The following is a 19,309-nucleotide window of genomic DNA, read 5'->3' on the forward strand; positions in this document are numbered from 1 at the left end:
GGCTGAACGGGTGCCCCGGCCCCACCTGCCCAGCTCCCGTGCGTCCCGAGCCGGTGCGCGCCCGGCCCTGGCGCTGGCCGCGCTGCTGGCCGGCGCCGGTGCCCTGCACCTGCTGCGGCCGATCACCTTCGACGGGATGGTGCCGCAGGCGCTGCCGGGTGCGGCGCGCACCTGGACCTACGTCTCAGGGGTGGCCGAGCTGGGGGTGGCCGCCACCGTCGCCCACCCCCGCACCCGCCGGGTCGGTGGTTGGTTGGCGGCCGGGCTGTTCGTGGCCGTGTTCCCGGCCAACGTGTCCATGGCGGTGGACTCGGCGGGCGGGTCGACGGCGGCACAGGTGCTCACCTGGGCGCGGCTGCCGCTGCAGGTGCCGCTGGTCCTGTGGGGGCTGGTGGTGGCCCGACGGGGCTAGCCGGGTTCGGCGGTCGCGTCGGGTTCGGCGGTCGCGTCGACCAGCAGGGCCTGCAGCCCCGCGGCGTCGAGCAGGTCCGGGGCGGCGAGGGTGTGGCCGTGCCGGACGTAGACGAAGGCGGCGTCCACCCGCTCGGGCGCCACCCCGGCCAGCTCCGCCCAGGCCAGCCGGTAGGCCGCGAGCTGGACGAGCAGCGCCGGTCGCCGGGCGGCGTCAGGCACCGCACCGGTCTTCCAGTCCACCACCGTGAACCGCCCGTCGGGCTCGCCGAACACGGCGTCGATACGGCCGCGGACGACAGTGCCGGCCAGCTCGGTCTCGAAGGGCACCTCCACCTCCAGCGGTCGGCGGTCGGCCCACGGCGAGCGCAGGAACGCGGCCTGCAGCGCCGCGAGATCGGCGTCGGGGGCCGCACCCTCGTCCCCGGCTCCGGGGAGGTCGTCGAGGTCCAGCAACCGGGTGGCCCCGAACCGCCGCTCGACCCACGCGTGGAACTCGGTGCCGCGCCGGGCGAGCGGGTTCGGCGGGTAGGGCAGCGGCCGACGCAGCCGCGCCGCGAACTCCACCGGGTCGCTCCGCAGCTGCACCAGCTGGCTCACCGAGAGCTGGGCGGGCAGCTCCACCTCGCGCACCCGGCTGCGCCGACGCTCGCGCTCGGCCAGCAGCGCGTCCACGTCGGTGACCCAGCCGTCCGGGTCGGCCGGCTGCTCGTCGTCGGGCGGGCGCTCGCCGCCCCGGGGCTGCTCGACGGGCGTCGGGTTGCCGCGGTCCCCCGTCGGGAGCGCCTCGAGCGCGTCGCGGACCAGCCCGGCACCGGCGGTCACCGCAGCCCGCCGCTGCCCCAGCGGGTCCACCGGCCACCGCGCGGTGCGGACCTGCTCGCTCGCGGGGTTCACCGTGCCCTCCTCCGGCGCCGGTGCCCACTCGTCGACCGTGCCCGCGCCGGGGACACCACCGGTTCCCTCCACCAGCGCGCGCAGCTCCACCAGGAACTCCGAGGGCACCCGGGGCCTGCTCCCGGTGGCGCCCCAGTGGCTGCCGGAGACCAGCAGCGTGTGCTCGGTCCGGGTCAGCGCCACGTAGAGCAGCCGCCGCTCCTCCTCCAGGCGCCGGGCGTCCACCGCCGACTCGTGCGCGGCCAGGACCGCCTCGAGGTCCTTGCGGGTGCTGCAGCCGGACAGGTCGAGCACGGGGACGCCCACCCCGGCCCCCGTGCTGGCGTCGGCCTCGGGGTCGGCGGCATCGCCCCGCAGGTGCGAGGGCAGCTCCACGGGGTTGCGCAGCCAGCTCGAGCTCCGCTTGGCCGCCGGGAACACCCCGGTGCACAGGTGCGGGACGGCGACCACCTCCCACTCCAACCCCTTCGCCGCGTGCACGGTGAGCACCTGCACCCGGTCCGGGTCCACCTCGACCTCGCCAGGGCTCAGCCCGTCCTCCTCGTCCTGCGCCGCGGCGAGGTAGCTGAGCAGACCCGGCAGGCTCGGCACCCCCACGGAGGTGCTCCAGCCGACCACGACGTCCGCGAACGCATCGAGGTGCGTCCGACCCACGGCCACCCCGCCCGGGCGCGCCGACACCTCGACGTCCACCCGCAGGGTGCGCTCGACCTCCGCGACCAGCTCGGGCAGCGGCTGGCCGATCCGTTCGCGGAGCGAGGCGAGCTCCTCGGCGACGGCGGTGATGCGGCTCCACCCCGCGACGGAGTAGCGCTCCCGGCGGCCGGGGTCGGCGAGGGCATCGGCCAGCCCGGCCTGCTCCGCCTGCTCGCCGGGGTGCGCCGAGGCCAGGGCCGCTCGTAGCGCCTCCTCGTCCGGCGCCTCACCCAGCTCGGTGCCGCCCCCGCGGATGGCGAGCTCGCGCGCCCGGCGCCACAGCGCCGCCAGGTCGGCCGCCCCGAGCTGCCAGCGAGCACCGGTCAGGACCCGGGCCGCGGCGGTTCCCGCGAGCGGGTCGGCCAGCAGCCGCAGCACGCTGACCACGTCGCGCACCTCGGGCGTGTCGAGCAGCCCGCCCAGGCCCACGACCTCCACCGGGAGCCCCTCCGCGCGCAGCGCGTCCGCCACCGCGGCCATGTCCGCCCGGCGGCGCACCAGCACGGCGGCGGTGGGCGGCTTCCGGTCGCCGGCAGCCGCCGTCCGCTCCAGCACCTCGTCGTACCGCCGCCGGACGTGACCGGCCAGCCAGGTCAGCTCCTCCGCAACGGTGGCGGTGAGCGCCAGGCGCACCTCGCCGGCTCCGGCCGCGGGCTTGGCCTGCAGCTCGGAGACGGGCACGCCGGTCGCGCGCAGCAGCTCGGAGACCCCGTTGGCCAGGGTCAGCGCCTCGGGCGGGTTGCGCCAGCTCGTCAGCAGCTCGCGCCGGGGGGCGGGCGTGCCGGAGCGGTCCAGCGGGAAGTCCGCGGCGAAGCGCGGGAGGTTCGCCGCCGAGGCCCCGCGCCAGCCGTAGATGGACTGGATCGGGTCACCCACCGCGGTGAGCGCCAGGGAGGGGTCCACCCCGGCGCCGAACAGGGCGCGCAGCAGGACGCGCTGGGCGTGCCCGGTGTCCTGGTACTCGTCGAGCAGCACCGCCCGGAAGCGCCCGCGCTCGGCCAGACCAACCTCCGGGTGGTCACGCGCCACGGTGGCGGCCAGCGACATCTGGCTGCCGAAGTCCAAGGAGGACTCCCGCCGCATGGTCTCGGTGAGCCGTTCCAGCAGCGGCAGCAGGGCCAGCCGCTGGTGCTGGGCGGCGACGATCTCACCCAGCTTGGCCGAGGGCGCCGCGCGCTGACCGGGCCCGCGCGGCAGCGTCGCCACCAGGTGCTCGAGCTCGGTGCTCGCGGCCCGGAGCTGCTCGGCGTCGACGAGGTGCTCGGCGAGCTGCCCCGCCAGACCGCGAACCCGGGCCACCACGGTCGCGGGGGTCAGGTCGACCGCCAGCGGGTCCGACCACGTGCTCACCACCCGGTGGGCCACCTGCCACGACGCGGTCTCGCTGAGCAGCCGCGCCGAGGGCTCGACCGGCAGCCGGAGGCCGTGCTCGGCCAGGAGCCGCCCGGCGTAGGCGTGGTAGGTGCTCACCTCGGGCTCACCACCGCGCACCCGGGCGCGGAGCCCACCGGTCGGGTCGACCTCGTCGAGGACCGCGCTGTCGGCCAGCACCCGCAGCCGACCCCGGATGCGCGCCGCCAGCTGCTGGGCGGCCTTGCGGGTGAACGTGAGGCCCAGCACCTGCTCCGGGCGCACCAGGTCGTTCGCGACCAGCCACACGACGCGCGCCGCCATGGTCTCGGTCTTGCCCGCCCCGGCCCCGGCCACGACGAGCGACGGGCTCAGCTCGGCCTCGATCACGGCCACCTGCTGGGCGGTGGGCGCGGGCAGCCCGAGGGCCTCGTTGAGCCGGGCCGGTCCCAGGCGCGTGGGGCCCGGACGCGTGGGGCCCGGACGCGTGCGTGCCGCACCGTCGGGCGCGCTCACGGCTGCGTCACCTGCCGCCCGGAGTCCTGGGCCGGGCACGCCGAGCGCACCGGGCAGTGGTCGCAGCCATCGTTGACCGTGGCGGCGAACGACGGGCCTCGGGTGGCCGCAGCGGCGACCAGCACGTCCTGGCGCCACTGCGCGAGCACCGCGTCGTCGGGGGCGGGCTGGAGCCGCTCGGTCGCGCCGTCCCGCCCGTTCTTCGCCACGTAGACCAGCCGGGCCCCACCGAGGGCCGCCGGCTCGGGATGCTCCTCGACCCCACCTTCGGCGGCCGCGAGCTGGTAGGTGGCCAGCTGGGCGTGGTTCGCCGCGGCCTCCTTGCTCACCGGGGTCTTGCCGGTCTTGACGTCCACCACGACGAGCCGGCCGAGCTGGTCGCGCTCGAGCCGGTCGATCCGGCCGCGCACCCGGGCCGTGACGGCCGCCCCGTCGACCTCCCCCCGCAGCTGGGTGTCCACGCCCACCTCGGTGGCGACCTCGGTGAGCTCGGTGCGGGTGCGCTCCCACCAGGTGCGGAAGCTGCCCAGCATGGCGCGGGTGCGCTCCAGCTCGTGCTCGGCGAACCACGGGGCACCGAGGTCCACCGACGCCCACGTCCTGGCCAGCTCGGCGTCCACGGTCTCGGCGGGCGTGCGGCCGGCGATGGCCTGCACGAGGGTGTGCACGAGGGTGCCGGCGACCGCGGAGGCGGCGGATCCGTCCTGGCCGCCGTGGCGCTCCAGCAGCCAGCGCAGCGGGCACGCCCCGAGCAGCTCCACGGTGGACGGCGACACCGACACCGGGCCGTCGGACGGGTCCCACAGGGCGACGTCCGTGCTCGGCCCGGGGACGCCGTACCACTGGTCGGGGTGCGCCCCCGGGACCCCCGCCGCCGCCAGCCGGGCGAGCTGGCCGGCGGCGAGCTCACGACGGCCGTGCGCGGCAGCGGGGTCGCACACGGCGGCACGGAGGTCGGCCACCAGCTCGCCGAGCACCAGCCCTCGGGGTGCGGCGGAGGCGGCCACCGGCTCCCGCTCGGTGGACCCGACCGAGGGCACCAGCTCGTCGAGGAAGCGCGAGGGCATGAGCTCGGCGTCACCGGCGGCGCTCTGCACCGCCGTCACCAGCAGGCGCTCCGAGGCCCGGCTGCACGCGAGGAGGAACAGCCGCCGCTCGTCGGCCAGCAGGGGTGCGGTCCGCGAGACCACCCCGTCCAGCTCCGGGCCCGGGCCACCGCTGAGCACCTCGACGAGCTGCTCCACCCCCAGCAGGCTCCCCCGGCTGCGCACCGAGGGCCACAGTCCCTCCTGCACCCCGGCCACCACGACCACGCGCCACTGCCGCCCGGCCGCGGAGTGCGCGGTGAGCACGGTGACGGCCGCCTCGCCCTCAGCGCGGTCGGAGCGGGCGTCACCGGCGATCTCCTGGTCGGCGAGGTAGGAGACGAACCCACCGACGGTGGCGCGCGGCAACCGGTCGACGTAGCGGGCGACCGCGTCGAACAGGGCCACCACGGCGTCGAGGTCGCGATCGGCCTGCGCGCCGGACGAGCCACCCCGGTCGGCCGCATCCACCCAGCGCCTCTCCAGGCCGCTGCTGCGCCACAGCTCCCACAGCACCTCCTCCACCCCGAGCCGGGCCCCCAGCGGCACCCGGGCGGCAGCCAGGGCCCGGCGCACCCGGTGCAACGGTTCCAGCTCGGCGTCGGTGAGCCCGCGGAGCGGGTCGTCGGCGCCGCCCCGCCCCCGCACGGAGCCGGGCTCCAGCAGCAGCTGGCGCACCAGCCCGGCGGAGTCCCGCACCCCCCCGGCCGCGAGCTCGACCCGGCGCAGCCCACGCTGCAGCCGGCGCAGGGACACCGGATCGGCGCGCCCAAGCGGCGAGCTCAGCAGGGCCAGGGCGGACTCGGTGTCGAACGCTGCCTCGTCGTCGGGATCGGCGGTGAGCGCGCGCAGGGCGAGCAGGAAGCCGGTGACGGCGTGCTGGCGGCCCAGCGGCAGCTCGGCCGCGGGCACCGTCATCGGCACTCCGGCGGCGAGCAGGGCGCGGCGCAGCGGCGGAAGGCTCCGTGCGCTCGAGCGCACCACCACCGCCATCTCCCCCCACCCGACCCCGTCGACAAGGTGCGCCCGGCGCAGGGTGTCGGCCACCGTCGACGCCTCCTGGGCCACGGTGCCCAGCAGACGGACGTCCACCGAGCCCGGCTCGGACGCTCCCGCCACCGGCTCCGGACCCCGCTGCGGACCGCGGCCGGCGAGCCGCTCGCTCACCGAGGCCACCGCCCGGGCGACCGCGGGGGCGCAGCGGTGGGTGGTGCGCAGCAGGACGCGACGGCCCTCGAGCCCGGTGAGGAATGCGGGATCGGCACCGCGGAAGCCGAACACCGCCTGGTCGGGGTCGCCCGCCACCACGGTCTCCTCGGCGCCGGTGCCGAGCAGGGCGACGAGCTGCGCCGCCCCGGCGTCGAGGTGCTGCGCGTCGTCCACCAGCAGGTGGCGCACCCGGTCCCGCTCGGCGGCCAGCAGGGCGACGTCCCCCGCGAGCGCGTCGAGCGCGGCGGAGATCAGGCCGGCGGCGTCCACGGCCGGGGCGCTGGCCTGCGGTGCCTCCATGCCCACGGAGGAGCGCAGCAGCGCCGACTGCTCGTACTGCAGGCCGAACCGGCCCGCGGCGACCCACTCCGGTCGCCGGTGCAGCCGCCCCAGCCTCACCAGGTCCTCCGGGCCCTGGCCGCGCTCGGTGGCGCGCAGCAACAGGTCCCGCAGCTCGCTGGCGAACCCGGTCAGGCCCAGCGCGGGCCTCAGCGACTCCGGCCAGTGCTGCGCGCCGTCCAGCACGTCGCCGCGGAGCAGCTCCCGCACCACCACGTCCTGCTCGGGGCCGGTGACGAGCCGCGGCGGAGGGTTCCCGTGCCGAGCGGCCTGCACCCGGAGCACGGCGAAGGCGTAGGAGTGCACGGTCCGCACCAGGGGCTCACGCACCGTCCGGGTGCCGGTGGCCGCACCGCCCCCGGTCAGCCCGGCCGTGACCTGGCGGCGCACCTCGCGGGCGGCCCGTGAGCCGGCGGTGAGCACCAGGACCGACTCCGGCCCCGTCGACGCGCTGCGCAGCCGGCTGACCGCGACGTCGACCAGCAGCGCGGTCTTGCCGGTGCCCGGGCCGCCCAGCACCTGCACCGGGTCCCACCCGGCGCCGCCCGCCGGGGCCGCGTCCACGAGCTCGGCCGCGGAGCCCTCCCACCGACGCGCTGCTCCGGGGTGCGCGGTGCCGCCGTGCGTCCCGCGCACCACCCGCACCCGCTGGTCCCCCCGCACCGGTCCATCAGAGCACGGAGCACCGACACTCCCGCGCCGCCGGACGTTGCTCCTGCCACGATGGTCACGTGAGCCTCCTGCACATGCACACCTCCGGCCCGGTCGACGGTCCGCCCGTCCTGGCCGTGCACGGGGTGACCGGGCACGGGGCGCGCTGGCGGGCCCTGGCCGAGGCCGAGCTGCCCACCGCGCGCGTGCTGGCCCCGGACCTGCGCGGGCACGGCCGCTCACCCTGGGCCCCGCCGTGGACCCTGGAGCAGCACGCCGCAGACCTGCTCGCGGTGCTGGACGACGCCGGCCTCGGGCGCGTCCTCGTCCTCACCCACTCCTTCGGCGGCGCGATCGGGCTGCACCTGGCGCGCACGGCGCCGGAGCGGGTGCACACCCTCGTCCTGCTGGACCCGGCCACCGGCATCGACCCCACCGACGCGCTGGAGGCCGCGCAGGACTCGTGCACGCCGGACACCTGGGCGGAACCGGCCGCCGCGGCCCGGGCGAAGGCGGGCGACTGGGCAGGGGTGCCGCGGGCACTGGTCGAGCACGAGGTGGCCGAGCACCTCGCCCAGCAGCCGGACGGGCGCTGGGCCTGGCGCACCTGCACCCCGGCGGTGGTGGCGGCGTGGAGCGAGATGGCGCGCGCACCGGTGCTGCCCCCGCCCGGGGTCCGGACGCTGCTGGTCCCCGCCCTGCGGGTGCAGCCCCCGCTGCTGGCCGAGGCCTACCGCGGGGCGCTGACCGCGCTGGACCACGTCACCGAGCACCCGCTGGACTGCGACCACATGGTGCCGTACCTGCTGCCCACCGCGGTGGGCGCACTAGTCCGGGCGCGGCTGGAACCCTGATGGCCCGGATCACCGACGAGCAGGTCGAGACCGTGCGCGCGCTCGTCGCGGCCGTGCCCCCGGGGCGGGTGACCACCTACGGGGACGTCGCCGCCGCGGCGGGGCTCACCTCACCCCGGATCGTGGGCACCATCCTGCGCACCGACGGGCACGACCTGCCGTGGCACCGGGTGCTCCGGGCCAGCGGGGTGCCCCCCGAGCACATCGCCACCGAGCAGCTCGCCCGGCTGCGCACGGAGGGCGTGCTCGCCGACGACGGCCGGATCCCGCTGGCCGCCTACCGCCTGGTGCGCTGACCTGGTCGCACGCGGGTCACTTGCGCCCCGCCGTCCACTCCAGGCCCCAGCCGTAGATCTCGTCGAGCTCCTTGTGGCCCCGGCCGACGTAGCGGACCTCGCGACGGACGACGAGCTCCCCGCCGACGTTCTCCAGCATCGCCACCGCACACATCGACGCGTTGGCGGCGTGCTCGTCCAGGCGGACCTCCACGGGCGGGCCCTCCTGCGGGTGCAGGGTGACCACCGCGTCGGCCGCCGACCAGTTCGGCACACCCTCGTAGATGAAGGCGAACACCAGCACCCGCTTCAGCCTCGCCAGCTGGGAGAGGTCGACGAAGAGGTTCTCGCCGTCGGTGCTGGTGCCCGAGCGGTCGTCGCCGTCCAGCCGCACCACCGGGGTGGGACCCGGATCGGACGTGAAGCTGTTGCCCAGGGCCTGCACCACGCCCTTGGACCCGTCGGCCAGCTCGTACAGGCACGCCAGGTCGAGGTCGATGGCCGAGCTGGCGCCCATCAGCTTCTTGAGGAACCCACCTCCACCGGAGCCGGTGGGGCGGGCCGTCCAGTTCAGGTTCACCCGCATGACCCCGCCCGAGGCAGCAGCCTTGCTCAGCGAGACCTGGGGCGAGGCCTTGGTCAACGTCACCTTGTTCATGTCGACCGCCATCAGACGTTCACCCCGTAGTCCAGCGCGATGCCGCGCAGCCCGCTCGCGTATCCCTGGCCGACGGCCCGGAACTTCCACTCCTCGCCGCGGCGGTAGAGCTCGCCGAACACCATCGCGGTCTCCGAGGAGGCGTCCTCGGTGAGGTCGAACCGGGCCAGCTCGGTCTCGCCCGCCTGGTTCACCACCCGGATGTAGGCGTTGCGCACCTGGCCGAAGCTCTGCCCGCGGGTCTCGGCGTCGTAGATGGAGACGGGGAACACGATGGTCGTGACCGTCGGCGGGACCGCGACCAGGTTGATCTTGATGGCCTCGTCGTCGCCCTCGCCCTCGCCGGTGAGGTTGTCCCCGGTGTGCTCGACGGAGCCGTCGGGGCTGGTGAGGTTGTTGAAGAACACGAAGTTCTCGTCGGAGAGGACCTTGCCGTTCTCCCCGCAGAGCAGCGCCGACGCGTCGAGGTCGAAGTCGACGCCCGTCGAGGTGCGCACGTCCCACCCCAGGCCCACGGTGACGGCGGCGAGACCAGCGGCCCCCGCCTCCTTGGTCAGCGAGACGTTTCCGCCCTTGCCGAGGTTGACTGCCACCTGCGAGCTCCCGTCGGTCGCGGACCCGCTCGATCGCCGGTCCTGGATGCGCGACCGCACCGGTCGCGCCTCACCCGACCCTACTGACGCGGACGGACGGACGGGTGGTCGGCGGCCTCGCCCGCACCCGGTTCACAGGTGCCCGCGCACCCCGGTCACAGGTGCCTGCGCACCCCGGTCAAAGGTGCCTGCGCACCAGGTCCGCGGTGCGGGCGAGGCCGGGGAAGCCCTCCGGGGTGGAGCGAGCGTGCAGGGTGTGCACCGCCAGCCGGAACAGCACGGCCCGCAGCAGCACCTGGGGCCAGTCGTCCTGCTCCGACCAGCGGTCCACCAGGCCCTCGTCCGAGCCGCCCCACGCCACGGCGTCCACCACCGCGACCGCCGCCGCCCAGGAGGCCGGGTGCCAGTAGGGCGTGATGTCGACGATCCCGGGATCGGCCGAGCCGGCGAACAGGACGGTGCCGAACAGGTCCCCGTGCACCACCTGCGGGGTGCCCTGCACGCGCCGCCGGGCCCGGGCGAGGTCGCGGAACAGCACGACGCTCGGCGGGTCCAGCCCGGCGGACGGCCCGGGCGGGTCGGAGAACGGCGGCACCTGCTCGCCCCACGCGGCCCGGTCGGCCAGCGTCAGCACCGCGTCCTCGACGCTGCGGGCCGCGGGGGCCAGGAAGCGCGGGCAGGGCAGGGCGGCGGTGGCGGCGTGCAGCCGCCCGGCCACCTGGACCACCTCGTCGTGCCGCGGCTCGGGCTCACCGGCCAGGAAGGTGTCGGCCGACCACCCGGAGACCACCCAGCGACCATCGGTGGAGCGGACCGGGCGGGCGAGGCGGAGCCCCTCCACGGTCAGGGTCTCGCGCACCCCGGCCGACCAGGTGGCCCTGGCGTGGTCCACGACCGGCGTCAGCACCACGTCCCCGAAGCGCCACCCGTCGCCGTGCGGCTCCTCGTCCTGGGGGCCACGCAGGCCGAAGGTGGCGCGCACGTGCGTCGGCGGGGGGGTGCTCACCCCCGGCACGCTACCGGCGGGTGCCCGCCCGGCCCGGCCGACACGGGCGTCGACGTCAGTAGGTCGGCATGCTCGGGTCCACCTGCGCCGCCCACGCCAGCACTCCGCCCTGCAGGTGCCTGGCGTCGGCGAACCCCGCCTCCCGCAGGGCGGCCAGGGCCTCGGCGGAGCGCGCCCCGGACTTGCAGTGCAGCACGACCGGCCGGTCGCGCGGGAGCTCGGCGAGCGCCTCCCCCGACAGGATCCGGTCCTTGGGGATGAGCGTGGCGCCCGGGATCCGGACGATGTCCCACTCCACCGGCTCGCGCACGTCGACCAGGAACAGCTCGGTGCCCGCGTCCATCAGCGCCTTGAGCTCCGGGGCCGTGACGGTGCTGCCGGCGGCCGCGCTCCGGGCCGCGTCGGAGACCACCCCGCAGAACGCCTCGTAGTCGATGAGCCCGGTGACCCGCTCCGCCTCGGGGTCCTTGCGCAGCGTGATGGTGCGGTAGGTCATGTCCAGGGCGTCGTAGACCACCAGCCGGCCGAGCAGGGGCTCACCGATCCCCATGATCAGCTTGATCGCCTCGGTGCCCATGATGGAGCCGATGGACGCGCAGAGGATGCCGAGCACACCGCCCTCGGCGCACGAGGGGACCGTGCCGGGCGGCGGGGCCACCGGGTAGAGGTCGCGGTAGTTGAGCCCGCGCCCGTCCGGGGCGGCCTCCCAGAACACCGACGCCTGCCCCTCGAACCGGTAGATGGAGCCCCACACGTAGGGCTTGCCGAGCAGCACGGCCGCGTCGTTGACGAGGTACCGCGTCGCGAAGTTGTCCGTGCCGTCGACCACGAGGTCGTAGTCGGCGAAGATCTCCAGGACGTTGTCGGCCTCCAGGCGCACCTGGTGCAGCCGCACGTCGACGTGGGGGTTGATCTCGGCGATCGACTCCTGCGCGCTGACCGCCTTCGCCCTGTCCACGTCGGAGACGCCGTGGATGACCTGGCGCTGCAGGTTGGAGGCGTCCACCACGTCGAAGTCGACGATGCCGAGGGTGCCCACGCCGGCCGCGGCCAGGTAGAGCAGGGCGGGCGAGCCGAGGCCTCCGGCGCCGATGACGAGCACCTTCGCGTTCTTCAGCCGCTTCTGCCCGACCATCCCCACCTCCGGGATGATGAGGTGCCGGCTGTAGCGGGCCACCTCGTCCTTGCTCAGCTCCGCGGCCGGTTCCACCAGCGGGGGCAGTGATGCCATCAGGCACTCCTCAGGGTCGTGTCGTCCTGCTGCTGGCCGAGCGCGCCACGGCAGGTCCGTCGGCAGGCTCAGCCGCGGGGGAAGGGCCAGGGGTTGAACCGGCAGGTGAAGCCGTTGGCGGGCACCACGCCCGCCGGGTCCAGCGCCGCGATGGCATCGTTGGCCACCCCGAACGTCTGCTGCATCATGACCGGGGCGAGCCCCCCGTCGGACTCGCAGGGCTGGTGCTGGCGGAACCCGATGGCGTGCCCCACCTCGTGGTTGACCATGTACTGCCGGTACGAGCCGGTGTCACCCTGGAAGGCGATCGCCCCCCGCACCCACCGCGCGACGTTCAGCACCACCCGTCCGGCGGTGCGGTTGTAGCAGGAGGTCTCGAGCTCGATCTGGTAGCCGCACTCGTCGTCGGCCCGCACCGTCATCTGCGACGAGAGGCTGATCCGGAAGGTGGGGGTGCCCGAGTCGATCCGCTGGAGGGCGAAGCGTCCGTCGCTGGTCCAGCTCTTGGGGTTCGCCAGCGTCTGGTCCACCAGGGAGGCCACGGCGGCGTCCCCCCCGAAGGGGGTCGTGTCCATGCCGTCCTCGACCTCCACGGTGTACTTGATCACCGACGTGGTCCCCGTGCCCACCTGACCGGTGCTGCCCGGCACCACGTGCCAGGTCCCCGCTCCCGTCACCGGGAAGGTGCCGCCGTCGGGCAGCGAGCCCGAGACGACGGCGGGGTTGAAGGTGCCGTCCCCGGCGGGCGGCACGCCGATGATGTCGGGTCCGTCGGCCCCGGTGCTCAGCGAGCCGAAGTCGGTGCTGCCGGGGTCGGTCCCGTCCGCCGAGGTGCTCGTCGCGACGGTCGAGGTGGTCGGGGTGCCCGGCTGGACCACGTCGACGACCGCGAGGACGGTGACGGCGACGAGGAACGGCACGGCGTAGGCGCGCCAGCCGTAGGTGGCGACGAGACGACCCGCTCGGCTGCGGCTGCGGACCCCGGTGCGTTCCGGTCGTCGCGAGGGACGCACCCGGGAGGGCTCGCCGCCTATCGGGTCCCAGGAGGCACGCAGCGGCTGGGGACCGTCCCCGCGCTCGTCGGGCCTGCCGCGCTCGTGGGGCCTGCCGCGCTCGTCGGGCCACGCCCGGACGTCCAGGGCCGTGCTGCGCCGGGCCCGTGGGTCCCTGCTGCGACCACGGTCCTCGCGCGGCGGTCGGGTCACCGTCCCAGGGTGCCACAAGGCCCCGGGCGGGCCCTGCGACGCGCCCGCCCGCTCACCACTCCCCCAGCTCCACCGAGCGCAGCATGGCGACCACTGCCCTGGCGACGGTCAAGGGCTGCTCCATCTGCGCGACGTGGCCGACCCGGTTCAGCACCAGCAGCCGGCCCCTCGGCAAGGTGGAGACGAGCCGGGGGCCGCGGTCGACGCTGACGAGCTTGTCCTGGGCGCCCCACACCACCAGCGTCGGCGCCTGGACCCGGGCGGCCTCGGCCCACAACGACCGGGCCGGCAGCACCAGCCACGACTGCAGCAGCGCGCCGAAGCTGCGGCCCAGGGCGTCGGCCGCCCAGGACTGGCCGCCCCGCTCCTGCGCCTCGGACACGGCCTGCTCGATGCGGTGCTCGGGCACCAGGTCCGGCTCGGCGAAGCACAGCCGGACCAGGGCCTGCGCCCGCTCCCGGGGGGTGGAGGCCTGCAGCCGGCGCCGGAAGATGCCGCCGACGACGGGCAGGTAGGCCAGCGGCAGCCGGGGGTCGGATATCCGCCGCGGGTCGGGCCGGAGGTCGGGCACCGCGGGCGAGACCAGCGTCAGGGTCCGCACGAGGTCCGGGCGCCGGGCCGCCACGAGGATCGAGACGGCCCCGCCCATGGAGTTGCCGAACAGGTGGGCGGGACCGGTCTGCTCCAGCAGCGCCACCACCACGTCGGCACTGCCGGTCAACGAGTAGCGGCCGTGCGCCGGGGGGGCGGAGCGCCCGAAGCCGGGCAGGTCCAGCGCCACCCCCGGGGCGAGCGGGGACAGCAGCCCGGCGAGGTCGGTCCAGTTGCTGGCCGATCCGCCGAGGCCGTGCACGAACACCGCCGGGGTGGCGCCCGCGGGCCCCGGGGTCCGCCGCACGTGCACCTCCTGGCCCGCGAGCACCTCGGTGGCGCCGGGCCACGGCTCCTGCTGCAGGTCCAGGGGGGCCAGCCCGTCCGGGTCGTCGGTGGTGCCTGTCGGGAGAGCGGCTCGCTGCGTCACCCCACCAGGATGCGTCAGCCGCCACCGCGGGGGCACGTCGGGGCGCGAGCACGTCGTCGACGCCCCTACCGGCGGGTAAACTCTGCGCGACGCCACCGCGGACCACGGCGGTGTCCGTCACCGCACCCACCCGGTGCCCGACCCCGCCCCAGGAGACCTGATGACCGGCCCCGCCGAGACCGCGCAGACCCCGGGGCAGGACACCGTGAGCAGTCCCGTGCCCCGGCGCAACGCCCGCCTGCCCCGCACCGCCCGGCGCGCACAGCTGATGGCCGCCGCCCGCGACGTCTTCGTGGCCCGCGGGTACCACGCGGCCGGGATGGACGAGATCGCCGAACGAGCGGGGGTCAGCAAGCCCGTGCTCTACCAGCACTTCCCCGGGAAGCTCGACCTCTACCTGGACCTGCTGCACAGCTACGTCGACGACCTCGTCCGTGGCGTCCGCGAGGCGCTCGCCTCCACCGGCGACAACAAGCTCCGGGTGCGCGCCGCCGTGCAGGCCTACTTCGACTTCATCGACGACGAGGCCCAGGGCTACCGGCTGGTGTTCGAGTCCGACCTGCTGGGCGAGCCCTCGGTGCAGCAGCGGGTGGACCGGGCGCTGGAGGCGTGCATCGAGGCCGTGGCGGAGGCCGTCATCACCGACGCGGGCCTCGACCTGCCGCGGGCGCGGATGTTCGCGGTGGGCCTGGTGGGCGCGAGCCAGGTCAGCGCGCGGTACTGGTTGGACCACGACCGCCCAGTCCCGAAGGACGAGGCGGTCGCGATCACGAGCTCGCTGGCGTGGCGCGGGGTGGCGCACCTGCCGCTCCAGCACGAGCCGGGCTGAGCCGGCCGGCGTCGTCAGCTGACGTTGAACCCCACGCGGCGCGAGTCGGCCGGGCCGATCTCCACGTAGGACACCCGCGCCGCCGGCAGGACGAACTTGCGGCCCTTCTCGTCGGTCAGGGCGAGCACGCCGGCGCGGTCACCCTCCAGCGCGGCGCTGACCAGCGCCTCCACCTCCTCGGGCGTCTGGCCGCTGGTGACCAGCAGCTCCCGGGGGCTGTCCGCCACACCGATCTTGACCTCCACGGTCGACCTCCGAACGTTCACTGCGATGGGTCGTGCTGACCCGGTCGAGGTTAGTGCAGCGCCGTCGACGCGCCCGTCGGCTGTGCTGCGCCCAGAGCGAACGACGGGGCGCTCAGCCCAGCCCGAGCGCCGACATCCGTCGCGTGTGCTGGTTCTGCAGCCGGCGGAACAGCGCCGCGATGCCGGCCAAGTCGCCGGAGCCGGAGATGACGAGCTCGGCCAGGGCGTCGCGCTGGGCCAGCACGTGCTGCGCCTGGATGACGGCCTCGCCGAGCAGCCGCCGCCCCCACAGGGTCAGCCGGGCGGTCAGCCGTGGGTCGGCGGCGCACGCCGCGCTCACCTCGCGCTCGGCGAAGGCGGAGTGCCCCGTCTCGGCCAGCACCACCCGCACCGTCTCGCCGCCCTCGGAGTCGAGCAGCCCGCTGATCTCCCGGTAGAAGTCCGCGGCCAGCCCGTCGCCGACGTAGGCCTTGACCAGCGACTCCAACCAGCTGGCCGGTGCCGTGGAGCGGTGGTACTCGTCCAACGGAGCCACGAAGGGAGCCATCGCATCGAGCACGGAGACCCCCCTGGCGCCCAGGAAGCTCTCCAGCACCTCGTAGTGCGCCATCTCCGCCCCCGCCATCGCCGCCAGCGCAGCCCGGCCGGACATGGTGGGCGCCGCGCGGGCGTCCTCGGCGAGACGGTCGAAGGCGGACAGCTCGCCGTAGGCCAGCACCCCCATGAGGTCCACCACCCCCGGAGCCACGAGCGGCGGGACGGAGGCCGGCGAGGTCGTGGCAGCGGGGTCCATGCCCGTGAGGGTAGAGCCGAGCGCGTCACCGGCCGGTCGATCGCAGGTCACGGGCTAGCATGAGGGCCGGCACGCAGCGACATGCTGCTGCCAGAACTTGTGCGCGCACCTGCCTGCTCCCCGTGCCGCGCCCGCCGGAGCACCGTTCGATCGGTCACCGCCGCGGGCGCCTCGCCGCAGGACTCGGGTCTCACCGGACTCGTCGCGTGCGTGCGGCCACGAGAGAGGCACCACTCCTGAGCACCGAGACGACCCACCCCGACACCGAGACCGCCGCCGCGGCCCACCCGGACACCGAGACCGCCGCCGCGGCCCACCCCGACACCGAGACCGCCGCCGCGGCCCACCCGGACACCGAGACCGCCGCCGAGACCGAGCCCGTGGCGCACCCGCTGACCGGCGACGCGCCCGTCGCCCCCGAGTCCCCCACCTTCGCCGAGCTCGGGGTGCGCGAGGAGATCGTCCGCGCCCTGCACGAGTCGGGCATCGACCGCACGTTCGCCATCCAGGAGCTCACCCTCCCCCTGGCCCTGGCCGGCGACGACCTCATCGGCCAGGCCCGCACCGGCATGGGCAAGACGCTGGGCTTCGGCGTCCCGCTGCTGCACCGGATCACCACCACCGGCTCGGGCACCACCACCCTCGACGGCACCCCCCGCGCCCTGGTCGTGGTCCCCACCCGGGAGCTCGCCGTCCAGGTGACCCAGGACCTGGCCGACGCCAGCAAGCACCTCGGGCTGCGCGTGCTGTCCATCTACGGCGGTCGCCCCTACGAGCCGCAGGTCGCGGCGCTGCAGAAGGGGATCGACCTCGTCGTCGGCACCCCCGGGCGCCTGCTCGACCTCGCGCAGCAGGGCCACCTGGTGCTCGGCAAGATCGGCGTGCTCGTCCTGGACGAGGCCGACGAGATGCTCGACCTGGGCTTCCTGCCCGACATCGAGCGCATCCTGCGCATGGTCCCCGACGCGCGCCAGACCATGCTGTTCTCCGCCACCATGCCCGGGCCGATCATCACCCTGGCCCGCACGTTCCTCACGCAGCCGACCCACATCCGCGCGGAGGAGCCCGACTCCGGCGCCACCCACGAGAACACCGCCCAGCACGTCTACCGCGCCCACGCGATGGACAAGGTGGAGATGCTCTCCCGGGTGCTGCAGGCCCGCGGCCGAGGCCTGACCATGATCTTCACCCGCACCAAGCGCACCGCGCAGAAGGTGGCCGACGAGCTGGCCGAGCGCGGGTTCGCCGTGGGTGCGGTGCACGGCGACCTGGGCCAGGGCGCCCGCGAGCAGGCCCTGCGCGCGTTCCGCACCGGCAAGATCGACGTGCTCGTGGCCACCGACGTCGCTGCCCGCGGCATCGACGTCACCGACGTGACGCACGTCGTGAACTACCAGTGCCCCGACGAGGAGAAGACCTACGTCCACCGCATCGGCCGTACCGGCCGCGCGGGCAAGACCGGGGTCGCCGTCACGCTCGTCGACTGGGACGACCTCCCCAAGTGGAAGCTCATCGACACCGCGCTCGACCTCGGCATGGCCGACCCGGTCGAGACCTACTCCAACTCCCCGCACCTGTTCGCCGAGCTGGACATCCCCGAGGGGGTCACCGGCCGGCTGCCCCGCTCCGAGCGCACCCGCGCCGGGCTGGGTGCCGAGTCCGTCGAGGACCTGCCCGGTGCCCGCGGGTCGCGTGGCGCCAGTGGCGGCGGCCGCGGCGGTCGTGACGGCGGCGGCTCCCGCGAGGGCGGTCGTGACGGTGGCGGCGGCTCCCGCGAGGGCGGCCGTGACGGTGGCGGCAGCTCCCGCGAGGGTGGCCGGGACGGCGGTGCTCGTGACGGCGGTGGTCGTGGTCGCCGGTCGGCCCCGCGCACCGACGCTCCGAGCACCGGTGACCCGCAGACCGACGAGCCCGCGACCACCGGCACCACGACCGACGGAGACGCCCCCCCGCGCCGCAGCGGCCGGCGGCGCACCCGGTCGGGCGCCGCCGTGGCCCCCGCCACCGAGGGCGCACCCACCGAGCACACGAGCACCGAGCGCACCAGCACCTCGTCCACCGGTGGTTCCTCGACTCCCGAGGCACCCGCCGCGTCCGGCGACACCTCCGGCACGCCCCGTCGTCGCCGTCGTCGGCGCGGTGGTGGCGGTGGCGGCGGCGCGAGCCAGGGCGGATCGGCCCCGGCCGGTCAGACCAGCTCCGACTGAGCCCCCGGTGCTGGCCCCCGAGCGCCGCAGCCGTCGTGACCTGCTGGCCGCCACCGCGATCGTCGTCGTGGTGGCGGTGGCGGCTGCCGTGGTGTGGGTGCGCAGCGACGCACGCGCCACCACCTCGATCACGGCCGCGAGCCCCCTGTCCGCGCTCGTGCCCGCCGCCGCGTCGCCGACCACGCTGACCCCGCTGTGGACGGCGCCGAGCGCGGCGACCCGGATCCCGGCGGTCGCCGCCGGTGCGGTGGTCACCGGGGACGGGTCCGGGGTGCAGGGCCGGGACCCGTCCACCGGCGCCGTCGTGTGGAGCTACACCCGCGACCTGGCGCTGTGCGCCGTCGCCGCCGAGTGGTCCCGGGCGGTGGCGGTGTACCGCGACGGCCAGGGCTGCAGCCAGGTCACCTCCCTGGAGGGAGCCACCGGCGAGCGCGGACCCCAGCGCAGCAGCGAGGCCGACGACGCGGTGTCCCTGACCGGGGACGGCACCTACCTCGCCTCGGTGGGCAGCACCCGCCTGGAGGTGTGGCGCTCGGACCTGGTGCGCACCCTGGAGTACGGCCGGGTGGACCAGCTGATCTCGCCCGGCTTCCAGCCACGCAGCGGCTGCACGCTGCGCTCGGCGGCCTCGGTGCCCGCGCGGCTGACCGTCGTGGAGACCTGCCCCGGTGACGCCGCCGACCGCCTCACCCTGCTCGACCCCGCACCGGCCGACGCCGCGAAGCCGGAGATCCGGGCCTCCGTGCTGCTGCCGTCCTCGGGCGCGCGGGTCCTCGCCGTCACCGCCACCGAGGAGGCCGTGCTGCTGCCCGAGGCCGACGGGGGCCCGCAGGTGGCCGTGTACAGCGGATCCGGGGTGCTCGTGTCTCAGGAGCCGGTTCCGCTCACCGCGGCCGACCTCGCCGCGCTCACCAGCTCTCCCGTGCTCCCGACGGTCGCCACCGGGGCCGTCACCGTCGTCACCGTGGGCGCCACGGCTCTCGCGCTGGGCAGCTCGGACCTCGCGCTGCGGTGGAGCACGGCCGGGGTCCTCGGGGCCGGCACTCTGGTCGGCGGAGCTCTGCTCGTGCCCACCGACGGGGCGGTCACCGAGCTCGATCCCACCACTGGCACCGTGGGGCGTGCGGTGCCGGTGGACCGTGGCGGCTGGACGGGACCCGTGCAGCTCGCCACCGCCGGCCCGGTGCTCCTGGAGCAGCGTGGTCCCACCCTGGCGGCGCTGGGATCCTGAACGACGA

Annotated in this window: 16 protein-coding genes; 6 read left to right on the top strand and 10 right to left on the bottom strand. The window is 75.8% G+C overall.

Going from position 1 to position 19,309, the window contains the following annotated elements; genetic code table 11:
• Nucleotides 1-10: 10 nt before the first annotated feature.
• On the top strand, nucleotides 11-412 hold the full coding sequence (locus tag RHODO2019_RS12100) for a DoxX family protein (RefSeq protein ID WP_265382035.1): 402 nt from the start codon (nucleotides 11-13) through the stop codon (nucleotides 410-412).
• Here RHODO2019_RS12100 and RHODO2019_RS12105 read toward each other — a convergent pair.
• Together RHODO2019_RS12105 and RHODO2019_RS12110 are read right to left on the bottom strand one after the other, a co-directional pair.
• Nucleotides 409-3,870: an ATP-dependent helicase gene (locus tag RHODO2019_RS12105; RefSeq protein WP_435532114.1), complete on the bottom strand. Its 3,462-nt coding sequence runs from the start codon at nucleotides 3,868-3,870 to the stop codon at nucleotides 409-411. The genes RHODO2019_RS12100 and RHODO2019_RS12105 overlap by 4 nt on opposite strands.
• A complete protein-coding gene (locus RHODO2019_RS12110; RefSeq protein ID WP_290428902.1) occupies nucleotides 3,867-7,148 on the bottom strand; it encodes an ATP-dependent helicase in 3,282 nt (1,093 codons plus the stop codon). The genes RHODO2019_RS12105 and RHODO2019_RS12110 overlap by 4 nt, the downstream gene beginning before the upstream one ends.
• Before the next feature lie 86 nt (nucleotides 7,149-7,234).
• Here RHODO2019_RS12110 and RHODO2019_RS12115 point away from each other — a divergent pair, with 86 nt between their 5' ends.
• Both RHODO2019_RS12115 and RHODO2019_RS12120 read left to right on the top strand, forming a co-directional pair.
• Nucleotides 7,235-8,008, top strand: coding sequence for an alpha/beta hydrolase (locus RHODO2019_RS12115; protein ID WP_265382036.1), 774 nt, complete (start codon nucleotides 7,235-7,237; stop codon nucleotides 8,006-8,008).
• On the top strand, nucleotides 8,008-8,304 hold the full coding sequence (locus RHODO2019_RS12120) for an MGMT family protein (protein WP_265382037.1): 297 nt from the start codon (nucleotides 8,008-8,010) through the stop codon (nucleotides 8,302-8,304). The genes RHODO2019_RS12115 and RHODO2019_RS12120 overlap by 1 nt, the downstream gene beginning before the upstream one ends.
• Before the next feature lie 16 nt (nucleotides 8,305-8,320).
• Here the strand turns inward: RHODO2019_RS12120 and RHODO2019_RS12125 are convergent, their stop codons facing one another.
• The 6 genes from RHODO2019_RS12125 to RHODO2019_RS12150 form a co-directional block, all read right to left on the bottom strand.
• Entirely contained in the window at nucleotides 8,321-8,953 is a 633-nt protein-coding gene (locus RHODO2019_RS12125; protein ID WP_265382038.1) for a TerD family protein, read from the bottom strand.
• Nucleotides 8,953-9,534: a TerD family protein gene (locus RHODO2019_RS12130; protein ID WP_265382039.1), complete on the bottom strand. Its 582-nt coding sequence runs from the start codon at nucleotides 9,532-9,534 to the stop codon at nucleotides 8,953-8,955. The genes RHODO2019_RS12125 and RHODO2019_RS12130 overlap by 1 nt, the downstream gene beginning before the upstream one ends.
• Before the next feature lie 178 nt (nucleotides 9,535-9,712).
• The gene (locus RHODO2019_RS12135; RefSeq protein ID WP_265382040.1) at nucleotides 9,713-10,540 is read right to left on the bottom strand and encodes a TIGR02569 family protein; all 828 of its coding nucleotides are present in this window, start codon (nucleotides 10,538-10,540) and stop codon (nucleotides 9,713-9,715) included.
• 55 nt (nucleotides 10,541-10,595) lie between these two features.
• Entirely contained in the window at nucleotides 10,596-11,771 is a 1,176-nt protein-coding gene (gene moeZ, locus RHODO2019_RS12140) for an adenylyltransferase/sulfurtransferase MoeZ (protein WP_265382041.1), read from the bottom strand.
• Between the two features lie 68 nt (nucleotides 11,772-11,839).
• Complete coding sequence (locus RHODO2019_RS12145) at nucleotides 11,840-12,976, bottom strand: DUF3152 domain-containing protein (protein ID WP_435532115.1); 1,137 nt, start codon at nucleotides 12,974-12,976, stop codon at nucleotides 11,840-11,842.
• Between the two features lie 52 nt (nucleotides 12,977-13,028).
• The gene (locus RHODO2019_RS12150) at nucleotides 13,029-13,997 is read right to left on the bottom strand and encodes an alpha/beta fold hydrolase (protein WP_265382042.1); all 969 of its coding nucleotides are present in this window, start codon (nucleotides 13,995-13,997) and stop codon (nucleotides 13,029-13,031) included.
• Nucleotides 13,998-14,157: 160 nt separating this feature from the next.
• Between RHODO2019_RS12150 and fasR the strand changes: the two genes are divergently transcribed.
• Nucleotides 14,158-14,826, top strand: a complete 669-nt coding sequence (gene fasR, locus RHODO2019_RS12155; RefSeq protein WP_265382043.1) for an HTH-type transcriptional activator FasR — start codon at nucleotides 14,158-14,160, stop codon at nucleotides 14,824-14,826.
• A gap of 14 nt (nucleotides 14,827-14,840) precedes the next feature.
• Here the strand turns inward: fasR and RHODO2019_RS12160 are convergent, their stop codons facing one another.
• Nucleotides 14,841-15,071 (bottom strand): DUF3107 domain-containing protein, encoded by a 231-nt coding sequence (locus RHODO2019_RS12160; RefSeq protein WP_265382044.1) that lies wholly within the window; start codon nucleotides 15,069-15,071, stop codon nucleotides 14,841-14,843.
• A gap of 112 nt (nucleotides 15,072-15,183) precedes the next feature.
• Nucleotides 15,184-15,864, bottom strand: coding sequence for a ferritin-like fold-containing protein (locus RHODO2019_RS12165; RefSeq protein WP_265382045.1), 681 nt, complete (start codon nucleotides 15,862-15,864; stop codon nucleotides 15,184-15,186).
• Nucleotides 15,865-16,244: 380 nt separating this feature from the next.
• On the opposite strand from RHODO2019_RS12165, the gene RHODO2019_RS12170 reads away from it, so the two are divergent.
• Together RHODO2019_RS12170 and RHODO2019_RS12175 are read left to right on the top strand one after the other, a co-directional pair.
• Nucleotides 16,245-18,071: a DEAD/DEAH box helicase gene (locus RHODO2019_RS12170; protein ID WP_265384750.1), complete on the top strand. Its 1,827-nt coding sequence runs from the start codon at nucleotides 16,245-16,247 to the stop codon at nucleotides 18,069-18,071.
• A gap of 7 nt (nucleotides 18,072-18,078) precedes the next feature.
• The gene (locus RHODO2019_RS12175; RefSeq protein ID WP_265382046.1) at nucleotides 18,079-19,302 is read left to right on the top strand and encodes an Rv3212 family protein; all 1,224 of its coding nucleotides are present in this window, start codon (nucleotides 18,079-18,081) and stop codon (nucleotides 19,300-19,302) included.
• Nucleotides 19,303-19,309: the final 7 nt, after the last annotated feature.

This window comes from Rhodococcus antarcticus (genome assembly GCF_026153295.1).
GTDB classification, from domain to species: Bacteria; Actinomycetota; Actinomycetes; order Mycobacteriales; family Mycobacteriaceae; genus Rhodococcus_D; species Rhodococcus_D antarcticus.

Excerpts from the sequence above, each read along its gene's own strand:
- fasR (WP_265382043.1), top strand. The coding sequence starts at position 14,158 with ATGACCGGCCCCGCCGAGACCGCGCAGACCCCGGGGCAGGACACCGTG.
- RHODO2019_RS12165 (WP_265382045.1), bottom strand. The coding sequence starts at position 15,864 with ATGGACCCCGCTGCCACGACCTCGCCGGCCTCCGTCCCGCCGCTCGTG.
- RHODO2019_RS12125 (WP_265382038.1), bottom strand. The coding sequence starts at position 8,953 with ATGGCGGTCGACATGAACAAGGTGACGTTGACCAAGGCCTCGCCCCAG.
- RHODO2019_RS12120 (WP_265382037.1), top strand. The coding sequence starts at position 8,008 with ATGGCCCGGATCACCGACGAGCAGGTCGAGACCGTGCGCGCGCTCGTC.
- moeZ (WP_265382041.1), bottom strand. The coding sequence starts at position 11,771 with ATGGCATCACTGCCCCCGCTGGTGGAACCGGCCGCGGAGCTGAGCAAG.